Raw genomic sequence first — 11759 nt, 5'->3', positions numbered from 1 at the left:
ACCCGGGGCGCGGACGCACGACCGCCGCCGTCCCGGGGCGGGACGGCGGCGGCCGGTGGTGCTGATCAGGCGGACTGGAGGCGGGTCTCCACCCAGCCGGTCTCGGTCAGGTGGTCCATCACCCGCTGCACCGCCTCCTCGACGGTCAGGTCCGTGGTGTCCACCACCAGGTCCGCGTCGGTCGGCTCCTCGTACGGGTCGTCGACGCCGGTCATCCCGGTGAGCAGGCCGGCCCGGGCGCGCGCGTACAGGCCCTTGCGGTCGCGCTGTTCGCACACCTCCAGCGGGGTGGCCACGTGGACCAGCAGGAACCCGGCCCCGGCGGCGTGCGCCATCTCCCGGGCGGTGGCCCGGGCCGCCGCGTACGGGGCGATCGGGCAGCAGATGCCGACGCCCCGGTGCCGGGCGATCTCGGCGGCCACCCAGCCGATCCGGCGCACGTTGGCATCCCGGTCGGCCTTGCTGAAGCCCAGCCCGGCGGAGAGCTCCCGGCGCACCACGTCCCCGTCGAGCAGGGTGATGGTCCGGTCGCCGCCCTCGCGCAGCAGGTCGGCCAGCCCGCGGGCGATGGTCGACTTGCCGGAGCCGGAGAGGCCGGTCAGGAAGACCACCAGCCCCCGGTGCCGGCGCGGTGGGCGGGCCCGGGCCAGCTCCTTCGCCACCGCCGGCGGGGTGTGCCACTCCGGCAGCGGGAAGCCCCGGTCCAGCAGGTCCTCGATCTCCTCCTGGCTGAGCGCCAGCCGCCGGTTGCGCGGCGGGATGTCCTCCCGCCACCGCCACTGCCCGTCCCGGTTGTCGTACGCCAACTCCCGGGGGACCAGCACCCGCAGCCCGGCCCCGGAGAGCATGCCCTCGGTGGAGAGCAGGTGGGTCACCCCGTACGCGGCGGCCACCCGGGCCCGCAGCAGGGCGTCGCTGATCTCGTCCCGGCGGCGGGCCAGCGGCACCGCGACCAGGGTGGCCGGGGGCATCCGGTCCCGAGCGGCGAACACGCTGCGCACCAGCGCCTCGGCCGGCAGCCCGCCGACCGCCTCCTCGCCCACCGGGATCAGCACCAGCAGGTGCGCGCCCAGCGTGCGGGCGGCGTGGGCGATCTGCGCGAGCTGCGGCCGGTGCAGCGGACGGTCGGCGAAGACGCCGAGCACCCGCCCCGGGGGCAGCAGCGCCCTGACCTCCTCCGGGCTGCGCCGCAGCCGCTGGAACGGCCCGTGGCCGCCGTCGCCCAGCTCGCGTACCGCGCCGCCGACACCGACGATCCCCTCGCGGACCGGCCAGACGTCGGTCACGTCCATCGCGGCCACCGGGGCGCCCTCGCCGTCGGTGAGCACCAGCGCCCGGCGCAGCGGGTCGTCCAGCACCAGCCCCTCGGCCAGCGCGGCCGGGACCTGAAGGGTCACCGGCACCGGCCAGGGCGTGCCGTCGGCGAGCCGGCCCCGCCGGCTCAGCGAGGCGAGGTCGGCGCGGGTCATGAACCCGGTCAGCGGGGCGTACGCCCCGGTCAGCAGCAAACCCAGATCGGCCAGCTCACCGGTGCGCGGCGCGTACGTCGGCGCGTCCCGCAGCACGTCCTCGGGAAGCACCCACCCGTTGCTCATCGAACCCCCAACTTCACCGGCCGGCCCACAGTTTCTCAGCCGACCGGCGATCGGTCGAGAGCGCCACTCCCCTCCGGGTCGCGGGCGGGCGGACGGCCGGGGGAGTGGTGCCTGCCGGCCGGGACGAGCGGGCGGGGCCGAACCGTTCGCGCCGGATGGCGACGCTGGTCAGTCCGGCGGGCCCGGCCTGCCCGGCTGGGCGGCCCGGTCGCCGGTCGGCGCCTACGCGGCCAGCACCAACTGCGCGGCCGGTCGGCGGCGGAGCCGGCGGGTGACCCGGCGGAGCCGGTGGGTCGCCCGGCGCAGCCGCGACCAGAGGCCCCGCTCGTTCTCCAGCCGCGGCGGGGCGCCGTCGGCGGCGCAGTGCACGAGCAGCGGCAGCCGGGTGTCCCGAGTCCATCCCGCGCCGGTCACCCGGGCCTTCAGCTGCCAGGTGCCCCGGGTCCGGCCGCCGTTGAGCGCGGTGAAGTCGACCGTCGCGGTCACCCGGTGCACGATCCGCACGGCATCCCCGTCGGGCACCCGCTCGGTCTCGACGGTGACCGGCAGGAAGATCTCCTCCTGGGAGTCCCGGTGGCGGGCCACCAGGTCCACCTTCGGCCGGCCGGCCGGGGTGGCGCCCGGCGGCGGCTCGACGCCGGCCACGGGGAAGACCGGCAGGTCCCGGCCGTCGGCGCCGAACCGCATCGGCTCCTCCCCGGCGCAGAGTTGGGCGGCGACGGTGAGCGCGAGGGTCGAACCGGCGACCGACCAGCGCCGCACGGCGGCGTGCGCCCGGACGCCCGCCTCCCACTCGGCCAACCGGCGCAGGTCGGCGACCCGGCCCTGTTCGGCGAGGGACGCGATGGCCCGGTGCAGCGGCGGCAGACCGGCGGCGACGCCCGGGGCGAACCGGTCCCGGATGATCTGCCGGATCTCCCCGGCCACCTGCTCGATCCAGTCCGCCGGGGCGTCGGTCATCCGGCGTCCGCGCAGCCGTTCCACCATCTCGTTGCGCAGCCACCGCCGGTGCAGCCGGTCGCGCAGCGGGCCCGGCGGAATGTGCGCGTCCACGATGTCGAGCGCCTCACGCAGGGCGGCGTAGTACTCGGCCGGCTCCATCCGGTTGGCGGTCACGTTGCCCGCGTCGGCGCGTCGTTGGTGGTGGTAGCAGGTGTAGTCGGCCAGCACGCAGGTCCGCCCGGAGAGCAGGTACGCCCGGACCACCATCCGGTGGTCCTCGAGCCGGCGGTGCGGCCCCTCCGAGAACCGCAGCTCGTGCTTGTCCAGGAACGCCCGCCGGAACAGCTTGTGGCAGGTCAGGCTGTCGATCAGCGGCGCGTTCGCGAGGGTGGCGTCGAACCGGTTCTTCCGGAACAGTTCCCGGGGGACGCTGCGCCGGTGCCCGGCCATCTTGCCGACCACGATGTCCGCGTCGTGCGCCCGGGCGCAGGCGTGCAGCCGCTCAAGCGCCTCGTCCGCGAACCAGTCGTCGTCGTCGGCGAAGAAGACGTACTCGCCCCGGGCGCGCTCCACGCCGACGTTGCGCGGCCGCGACGGCCAGCCCGAGTTCGCCAGGTGCACCACGTGGAAGTGCGGACGGGTGGCGGCCAGGTCGTCGAGGCGTTGCGGTGTGCCGTCGGTCGAACCGTCGTCGACGAAGATCACCTCGAATTCGCCGGCCGGCAGCGACTGGCGCTCCAACGAGGCGATCAGCCGGTCGATGTGCGGCCCGCAGTCGTGCGTGGGCACCACCACGCTCACCTTCGGACACTCCGCGTCGACGATCATCCGATTCCCCCGGTTTGATCGGTGCGGCACCGCCCCGGTCGGCGGCGCCGGCTCCCCATGGTGGACGCCCCACCGGCATGTTCGGTTGCAGGTTCGTTACCGGCAGTTCACCTGACCGAGGTGGGGAGCCGGGCCGGTTTCACGAACGGCGGGTCTCCCGGACCGGGCCCTAGGGGCCGGCCCGGCCAGGATCAGGGAATCGCCGGGGTCGCAGTCGGTCCCGCGGGGTGCCCCGACTCCCTACGCTGGAGCCCGTGACACTGCTCGCGACCGAGTCGCTGACCAAGACGTACGGAGGTCGGGTCACCGCGTTGACCGACCTCACGGTGTCGGTCGAGCCGGGGATCATCGGGCTGGTCGGCGCCAACGGCGCCGGCAAGTCCACCCTCATCAAGATCCTGCTGGGCCTGCTCGCCCCGACCAGCGGTCGGGTTTCCGTGCTCGGCCTCGACCCCACCACCGATCCGGCGGCCGTCCGGGCCCGGGTCGGTTACATGCCCGAACACGACGCGCTGCCGCCCGACCTCTCCGCCGCGGAGCTGGTCACCCACCTGGGCCGGATGAGCGGCCTGCCGCGTACGGTCGCCCGGGAACGGGCCTCCGAGGCGCTGCGCCACGTGGGGCTGCACGAGGAACGCCACCGCGCCGTCGGCGGCTACTCCACCGGCATGAAGCAGCGGGTCAAGCTCGCCCAGGCCCTGGTGCACGACCCCGACCTGCTGCTGCTCGACGAGCCGACCAACGGCCTCGACCCGGCCGGGCGGGACGCCATGCTGGCCCTCATCCACCGGATCGGCACCGAGTTCGGCATCTCCGTGCTGGTCTGCTCCCACCTGCTCGGCGAGGTGGAGCGGATCTGCGACACGCTGGTCGCCATCGACGGCGGCCGGCTGCTGCGCGCCGACCGGGTCGCCGCGATGACCTCCGCCACCGATGTCCTCGCCGTCGAGGTGAGCGAGGGTACGGAGGACCTGGCGAACCGCCTCGCCGGGCTCGGCCTGCCGGTGTCCCGGGAGGGGCGGCTGCTGCTCGTGCCGCTCGCCGACGACGCCACGTACGACCAGATCCTCGGCGCGGTCGCCGAGCTGGACCTGCCGCTGCACCGGCTGGACCAGCGCCGGCACCGGGTGGCCGAACTCTTCGCCACGAGGGAGCCCAGCCATGCCTGAGCCGACCGGCGTCATCCACGACATCGGGTACCAGCGCTACACCGGCCCCCGGCTGGGCCGTCGGCAGGTCTTCGGCGCGCTCTACGTGCACGGGCTGCGGACCGCCTTCGGGCTGGGCCGCTCCGCCAAGGCGAAGATCTTCCCCTGGCTGGTGGTCGGCATCGTGGTGGTGGTCGCCGCCGGGCTGACCGCGGTACGCACCCAGACCGGCCAGGTCGTCATGACGTACGCCCAGTTCGCCGACGCGATGAGCTGGCTGGTCATCTTCTTCGTCGCGGTGGTCGGGCCGGAGCTGGTCTCCCGCGACCTGCACAGCGGCGTCCTGCCGCTCTACTTCTCCCGCCCGCTGCCGCGCGGCGACTACGCGCTGGCCAAGCTCGGGTCGCTGATCACCGCGCTCTGGCTGCTGCTCGGCGCGCCGCAGCTGGTGATGTTCCTGGGTGCGGCGTTCACCACCAAGGACGGGATGGGCGGGGTCTGGGACGAGCTGCTCGACCTGCTGCCCGGCCTGCTGTACGCGGCCCTGTGGGCGGTGGTCTTCGCCTCGGTGGCGCTGCTCATCGCCTCGCTCACCGGCAAGCGGGCGTTCGCGGCCGGCGGCATCGTGGCGGTGTTCCTGATGACGGCCCCGATCGTCGGCATCCTGTCGATCATGCCGTCCCGCACGGTCAACGAGCTGGCGATGCTCGGTTCGCCCACCGCCCTGATCCACGCCGTCGGCCAGTACACCCTCGGCGACCTGCTGGTCCCCGGCGGGCAGACCGAGGATCAGATCGGCGACTTCGGGCCGCTCTACGTCGCCGTTGCCGTGCTGCTGGTGGCCGGCTGCGTCGCCCTGCTGCTGCTGCGATACCGGAAGGTGGCCGCCCGATGACCACGATCAGCGCCGAGCCGGCGGCCCCGGCCACCCCCGCCTCCACCCTTGACCTGGCCGGCGTCTCCCGCTGGTACGGCAACGTGGTGGCGGTCAACGACGTCACCATGCGGCTCGGTCCCGGGGTGACCGGTCTGCTCGGCCCGAACGGCGCCGGCAAGACCACCCTGCTGCACATGATGGCCGGCTTCCTGTCCCCGTCCCGGGGCGCGGTCACCCTGGACGGCGAGCCGACCTGGCGCAACCCGGCCGTCTACCGACGGCTGGGCCTGGTCAGCGAGCGGGAGGCCGTGCACACCTTCCTCACCGCGTACGAGTTCGTGCTGGCCAGCGCGAAGCTGCACCGGCTGCCCGACCCGGAGGCGGCGGCCCGCCGGGCCATCGACCTGGTCGAGATGACCGACGCGCAGGACCGGAAGATCGGCACCTACTCCAAGGGCATGCGGCAGCGCACCCGGGTGGCCGCCGCGCTGGTGCACGACCCGCGGGTGCTGCTCCTCGACGAGCCGTTCAACGGGATGGACCCGCGGCAGCGGCTGCACATGATGGCCCTGCTGCACCGCCTCGGCGACGCCGGCCGGACCATCCTGTTCAGCTCGCACATCCTGGAGGAGGTCGAGCAGGTCTCCGGCACCGTGCAGGTGATGGTGGCCGGCCGGCTCGCCGCCTCCGGCGACTACCGGACCATCCGCCGGCTGATGACCAACCGGCCACACGTGTTCGCGGTCCGCTCCACCGACGACCGGGCGCTCGCGGTCGCGCTGATCGCCGAGGAGTCGGTGACCGGCGTGGAGCTGGGCCGGGCCGGACTCACCGTCCGGGCCGGCGACTACGGCGCCTTCACCCGGGCGCTGCCGAAGATCGCGCTGGCCCGGGGCATCCGGGTCCGGTCGCTGACGCCCGAGGACGAATCGCTGGAGAGCGTCTTCTCCTACCTGGTGGGGAGCTGACCCATGTCGACCGTTACCTGGATCACCGCGCGCGGACTCTTCGGTCGGCGCCGGTTCCTGCTGCTGCTCCCGCTGCCGGCGCTGGTGCTGGCGCTCGCGATCCTGTCCCGCTCGCTCGGCGTCGACCCGGGCCAGTGGGGGCCGGCGGTGCTGGTCGGGCTCGGGCTCGCCGTGGTGCTGCCGGTGATCGCGCTGATCGTCGGCACCGGGGTGCTCGGCGCCGAGATCGACGACGGCACGGTGGTGCACATCCTCACCAAGCCGCTGCCGCGCTGGCAGATCGTGCTGCCCAAGCTGGCGGTGGCCACCGGGGTCAGCGCGGTCACCGTCGCCGTCCCGCTCTACGTCGCGGGCGTGCTCGCCCATTCGGTACGCCTCGGACTGGCGCTCGCCGCCGCGTCGGCGCTGGGCGCGCTGGCGTACTCGGCGCTGTTCCTGGCGCTCAGCCTGCTCACCCGCCGGCCGGTGCTGCTCGGCCTGGTCTACGTGCTGATCTGGGAGGGGCTGCTGGGCCGGTTCGTGGACGGCACCAGGGTGCTCTCCATCCAGCAGTGGGTGATCGCGCTGGCCGACCGGATGGCCCCCACCGACCTGCTCGGCACCACCGTCTCGGTCCCCGTCGCCGCGGTCCTCACCGCCCTCGTCGCGGTCGGTTCCACGGTCCTCGCCATCGACCGCCTCCGCTCCTTCAGCGTGGCCGGCGAAACGAGCTGACCTCTCCCGCCGCCGCCCCACCCTCCCCGGGGCGGCGGCCCGTCCGCCCGCCGAGCCCACCTCGGCGGGCGGACCACCCCCTCGCCCCCTCACCTCGCCGTGGGGCCTGATTCAGGGAAATAGTGGCCTCGGCGGCGCGGATAACCACTATTTCCGTGAATTAGTGCGGATCTTGGGCGGGCGTGGGCGTGGGCGTGGGCGCGGGGGCGGCGCGAGGCGCGGAGCGCGGGCGGAATGGGGTGGGTTAGAAGGCGCAGGCGATGACCAGTTCGGGGGTGCGGTCGGGGAGGAGGTCGAGCTTGGCGATCCGGCCGGCCGCCCGGACGTCGTCGGCGACCAGGGTGAGCTGGTCGAGCAGGGCGGCCGGGCCGAGCGCCTCGGCCAGTGGCACCTCCGCCTTCATCGACAGCTTCCGCTCCGACTTGGCCCGGCGCACCTGACTCAGCGCGTCCGCGGCCAGCCGCAGCAGCTCGGGATCGCCCGGCGCCTGCACCGCCCGACCCACCTCGTAGGTGGTGGGCCAGGGAGCGCGGTGCACCGAGCCGTACCGCCACCAGGACCACACCTCCTCGGTGACGAAGGGCAGCACCGGCGCGAAGAGCCGCAACTGCACCGACAGCGCGGTGGCCAGCGCCGCCCGGGCCGAGTCCGCCCCCGGCCCGGTGCCGTAGGCGCGCTCCTTCACCAGCTCGATGTAGTCGTCGCAGAACCGCCAGAAGAACGCCTCCGTCGCCATCAGCGCGGCGGTGTGGTCGTACCCGTCGAAGGCGGTGGTCGCGGCGGCGACCACGCCGGAGAGTTCGGCGAGCATGGCGGTGTCCAGCGGCTCGGTGGCCGACAGCTCCAGGTCGCGGCGCGGCGTCAGACGCGCCGAGCTGGAGTTGTCGTACGGGGCTCGCAACCCGTCGGCGGCGCCCAGCCCGAGCGCGAACTTCGACGCGTTGAGCAGCTTGGTGGCGAGGCGACGACCCACCTTGATCTGCGCCGGGTCGAAGGAGAGGTCCATGCCGGGCTTGCCGTTGGCCGCCCAGTAGCGGACCGCGTCCGAGCCGTTCTGCTCCAGCAGCGCCATCGGGGTGACCACGTTCCCCTTGGACTTGGACATCTTCTTCCGGTCCGGGTCCAGGATCCAGCCGGAGAGTTCCACGTCCCGCCAGGGCAGCACGCCGAACTCCAGGTGGGAGCGGACCAGGGTGGCGAAGAGCCAGGTCCGGATGATGTCGTGGCCCTGCGGACGCAGGTCCATCGGGAAGACCCGGCGGAACAGGTCCGGGTCGGTCTCCCAGCCGCCGACGAGCTGCGGGGTCAGCGACGAGGTGGCCCAGGTGTCCAGCACGTCCGGGTCGCCGACGAAGCCGCCCGGCACCCCGCGCCGCGCCTCCTCGTAGCCGGGCGGCGGCTCGCTGGACGGGTCGACCGGCAGCATCGCCTCATCCGGCGTGAGCGGGTGCGACCAGTCCGGCTCGCCGGCGTCGTCGAGCCGGTACCACACCGGCACCGGCACGCCGAAGAACCGCTGCCGGCTGACCAGCCAGTCGCCGGTCAGGCCACCCACCCAGTGTTCGTAGCGGTGCCGCATGTGCTCCGGCACCCAGTGCAGCTCCCGGCCCCGGGCCAGCAGTTCCTCCCGCAGTCCGGCGTCCCGGCCGCCGTTGCGCAGGTACCACTGCCGGGTGGAGACGATCTCCAGGGGCCGGTCGCCGCGCTCGTAGAACTTGACCGGGTGGGTGATCGGGCGCGGCTCGCCGACCAGGTCGCCGGCGTCGGCCAGCAGCTCCACGATCGTCCGCCGGGCCCCGTTCACGGTCTGGCCGGCGAGCGCCGCGTACGGCTCCGCCGGCACGCCGGCCGGCGGCTCCGGCAGCAGCCGCCCGTCCCGGCCGATCACCACCCGGGTGTCGAGCTGGAGTTCCCGCCACCAGGTCACGTCGGCCAGATCACCGAAGGTGCACACCATCGCGATGCCGGTGCCCTTCGCCGGGTCCGCGAGCGGGTGTGCGTGCACCGGCACCTCGACCCCGAAGACCGGGCTCCGCACCGACGTGCCGACCAGGTCCGCGTACCGCTCGTCGCCGGGCTGGCAGACCAGCGCCACGCAGGCCGGCAGCAGCTCGGGGCGGGTGGTGTCGATCAGCACCTCCCGCCCGTCCGGCGCGTGGAACCGCAGCCGGTGGTACGCGCCCGGCCGCTCGCGGTCCTCCAGCTCCGCCTGGGCCACCGCGGTGGCGAACCCGACGTCCCAGAGCGTCGGCGCCTCGGCCTGGTACGCCTCGCCCCGGGCCAGGTTGCGCAGGAACGCCCGCTGGCTGGTCGCCCGGGCCAGCCGACCGATCGTGGTGTACGTCAGCGACCAGTCCACCGACAGCCCGAGCCGCCGCCACAGCGCCTCGAAGACCTGCTCGTCCTCGGCGGTGAGCCGCTCGCACAGCTCGATGAAGTTGCGCCGGGAGATCGCGGTCGGCTTCTTCCGGGCGTCGTCGCTCACCGGGGTGGCCGGCGGCGTCCAGTCCGGGTCGTACGGCAGGGCCGGATCGGGGCGCACCCCGTACACGTTCTGCACCCGCCGTTCGGTGGGCAGGCCGTTGTCGTCCCACCCCATCGGGTAGAAGACCGTGCGGCCGCGCATCCGCTGGAACCGGGCCACCATGTCGGTGTGGGTGTACGAGAAGACGTGCCCCATGTGCAGCTCGCCGGATACGGTCGGCGGCGGGGTGTCGATCGAGTACACATCCGAGCGCTCCTTGGAGCGGTCGAACGCGTACGTGCCGTCCTCCTGCCAGCGGCGCGCCCAGGTCTCCTCGATGCCGTCCAGGGTGGGACGCTCGGGGACGCCGGCGCGGGCCGTCCTCGCCGTATCGGTCATCGCCCGATCGTAGGCACCCGGTGACGGATCGCTCCACAGCTTTGCCGCTGCGGCGTCCGGGCGCGCCGCGCCGCCAGCCCGGGCCGCACCCGGACGGGCGGCCGGTGGGGCGTCAGCGGGCGGTCAGGCCGCTCCCCGGACCCTGGGTGGCGAGCTGGAAGTAGACCCGGCCGCCCTGCAACGCGTTGACCCGGGCCAGGATGGTGGAGACCGGGGCGTAGTGGTTGCGCTCGTCCGGGTCGGTGCACGCCCCGGAACCGGGGTCGCCGCCGGAGAGGATGCCCAGCGCCTTGCCGTCGGACTCGGTGAAGAGCGGGCCGCCGCTGTCGCCCGGCCGGGCGCAGATGTGCACGTCGATGCCGCCGGCGGTCTTGTCGTAGATCTCGCCGCACCGGGTGCCGGGCAGGTAGCCGGCGCCGGCGCCGGAGTCGACGTACTCCTCGCCGGACTTCGGCGTGTAGCCGGAGCCGGTCGCGCAGACCACCCAGCCGGTCTGGATGGCGCTGTAGGGCATCACTCCCCTGATCGACACGTCCCGGGACGTGCAGTTCGTGCGATCCGCCGGGCACCAGTAGTTGACCAGGCTCGGTCCGGCGGCGGCGGGGTACTTCCAGCGCTCCAGCGCTCCCGGCTGGTACGGCATGATCGCGTAGTCGTTCGGGAAGGCGTTCTCGGCCAGCACCGGGGCGGTCGACTCGATCGACACCGGCACCTTCGGCCCGAGGAACTGGTGCCACGTCGTGTCGACGTGCTGGTGCCGCCCGCCGACCACGCAGTGCCCGGCGGTCAGGATGTACCACTTCCCGGTCCGGGTGCGGAGGTTGAAGCCGACCGTGCAGCCGCCGACCGTTCCGTCGTCCCGCGGCACGTCCAGCCGGATGCCGCCGCGCATCGGCGCCTGCGCGCAGTAGCGCGGGTCGCACGCCTTCGGCACGGCGCCCGCCGGCCGGGGCCGGGCCGTCGCGGGCACGCCGGCGGCGGCGAGCGCTTCGGCCAGCCGGCTGTCGTCGGCCGCGATCCGTCCCCCGGTGACCACCGACAGCGCGTTGCGCGGCACGTCCACCAGGACGTCCTCGCCGGCGGTTCCGCCGAGCGCGGCCGCGAGCCGGGTCGCCGCGTCGGTGAGCCGGCGCAGCGAGTGGCGTACCGCGACCACCCGGATGTGCGTGGCGTCCGCCGCGCCGGCCACGGCCGCGCGCATGGCGGCGGGGTCGGTGGCGGCGACGACGAGCACGCCGCCGGCCGTCTGGTCCAGCCACATGCCGGCGTACGCGTCGGGCTGGTCGGCGGCCAGCCGGTCGGCGAGCGGGCCGGAGAACTCCTGCAGGGCGAGCCGCCGGGCCGCCTCGGTGGCCGAGACGTCGTAGCGCTCGCGCAGGTAGGCGATCGAGGCGGGGGCGGCCGCGGCGACCTGGGCGGCCGGCCGGGCGGCTGCGGCGGTCCCGTCCCCGGGGGACGCCGGCCGCCCGCCGGTGGTGGTCCGGCCGGTGCGGTTACCGAGGCCGGCCTGCGCGGCGGTCGTCGAGTCGTCCGCCGCGAAGGCGGCGTCGGGCCGGCCGGTGGCTGTCGCGGCGGCCGGCGACCGGTCGGCGTCACCACCCCGGCTCAATCCCACCGCGGTCGCCCCGATCGTGCAGGCGACGACAACTCCGGCAACAACCACGCGTCGGCGGATACGCACGCCGCGAACCTCCCCGTGTCGGCGATGCCGATCGGCCCGGTCGACGTCCGGCGTCGGGTCGTCCCGGCTGGGACCGGGGGACGGGGCTGATCAACGAGCCGAGAGTCTAGCCGCAGCAGCCGCCGGTCCGCTCGCCTCCGCGT

At 74.4% G+C, this 11759-nt stretch carries 8 protein-coding genes; 4 read left to right on the top strand and 4 right to left on the bottom strand.

Annotated elements, in window-relative coordinates:
• Nucleotides 1-65: 65 nt before the first annotated feature.
• Nucleotides 66-1595 carry an adenylyl-sulfate kinase gene (gene cysC, locus ACGFI9_RS26940; protein ID WP_393182191.1) on the bottom strand — a complete coding sequence of 510 codons (1530 nt, stop codon included), beginning with the start codon at nt 1593-1595 and terminating at the stop codon, nt 66-68.
• A gap of 222 nt (nt 1596-1817) precedes the next feature.
• Nucleotides 1818-3365 (bottom strand): glycosyltransferase family 2 protein, encoded by a 1548-nt coding sequence (locus ACGFI9_RS26935; RefSeq protein WP_393182189.1) that lies wholly within the window; start codon nt 3363-3365, stop codon nt 1818-1820.
• Nucleotides 3366-3619: 254 nt separating this feature from the next.
• Here ACGFI9_RS26935 and ACGFI9_RS26930 point away from each other — a divergent pair, with 254 nt between their 5' ends.
• From ACGFI9_RS26930 to ACGFI9_RS26915, 4 genes are read left to right on the top strand one after another with little or no spacing between them, the layout of a single operon-like run.
• Nucleotides 3620-4534: an ABC transporter ATP-binding protein gene (locus tag ACGFI9_RS26930; RefSeq protein ID WP_393182187.1), complete on the top strand. Its 915-nt coding sequence runs from the start codon at nt 3620-3622 to the stop codon at nt 4532-4534.
• Complete coding sequence (locus tag ACGFI9_RS26925) at nt 4527-5408, top strand: ABC transporter permease (RefSeq protein WP_393182186.1); 882 nt, start codon at nt 4527-4529, stop codon at nt 5406-5408. Before ACGFI9_RS26930 ends, ACGFI9_RS26925 begins: the two co-directional genes overlap by 8 nt.
• Entirely contained in the window at nt 5405-6358 is a 954-nt protein-coding gene (locus tag ACGFI9_RS26920) for an ABC transporter ATP-binding protein (RefSeq protein WP_393182184.1), read from the top strand. Before ACGFI9_RS26925 ends, ACGFI9_RS26920 begins: the two co-directional genes overlap by 4 nt.
• A 3-nt stretch (nt 6359-6361) precedes the next feature.
• On the top strand, nt 6362-7072 hold the full coding sequence (locus ACGFI9_RS26915; RefSeq protein ID WP_393182182.1) for an ABC transporter permease: 711 nt from the start codon (nt 6362-6364) through the stop codon (nt 7070-7072).
• Nucleotides 7073-7316: 244 nt separating this feature from the next.
• On the opposite strand, the gene valS is transcribed toward ACGFI9_RS26915, so the two are convergent.
• Nucleotides 7317-9935, bottom strand: coding sequence for a valine--tRNA ligase (gene valS / locus ACGFI9_RS26910; RefSeq protein WP_393182180.1), 2619 nt, complete (start codon nt 9933-9935; stop codon nt 7317-7319).
• 112 nt (nt 9936-10047) lie between these two features.
• Nucleotides 10048-11616 carry a trypsin-like serine protease gene (locus ACGFI9_RS26905; protein WP_393182178.1) on the bottom strand — a complete coding sequence of 523 codons (1569 nt, stop codon included), beginning with the start codon at nt 11614-11616 and terminating at the stop codon, nt 10048-10050.
• Between the last annotated feature and the right edge of the window lie 143 nt (nt 11617-11759).

The sequence above is a fragment of the Micromonospora sp. NPDC048930 genome (assembly GCF_043197935.1).
Classification (GTDB): domain Bacteria; phylum Actinomycetota; class Actinomycetes; order Mycobacteriales; family Micromonosporaceae; genus Micromonospora.
The sequence above is the reverse complement of the archived record's forward strand: the minus strand, read 5'-3'. Positions and strand labels throughout refer to the sequence as shown.

Bases quoted from the DNA above. Each gene is read 5' to 3' on its own strand.
- cysC (WP_393182191.1), bottom strand. From the start codon at position 1,595: ATGAGCAACGGGTGGGTGCTTCCCGAGGACGTGCTGCGGGACGCGCCG.
- ACGFI9_RS26935 (WP_393182189.1), bottom strand. From the start codon at position 3,365: ATGATCGTCGACGCGGAGTGTCCGAAGGTGAGCGTGGTGGTGCCCACG.
- ACGFI9_RS26925 (WP_393182186.1), top strand. From the start codon at position 4,527: ATGCCTGAGCCGACCGGCGTCATCCACGACATCGGGTACCAGCGCTAC.
- ACGFI9_RS26920 (WP_393182184.1), top strand. From the start codon at position 5,405: ATGACCACGATCAGCGCCGAGCCGGCGGCCCCGGCCACCCCCGCCTCC.
- ACGFI9_RS26915 (WP_393182182.1), top strand. From the start codon at position 6,362: ATGTCGACCGTTACCTGGATCACCGCGCGCGGACTCTTCGGTCGGCGC.
- valS (WP_393182180.1), bottom strand. From the start codon at position 9,935: ATGACCGATACGGCGAGGACGGCCCGCGCCGGCGTCCCCGAGCGTCCC.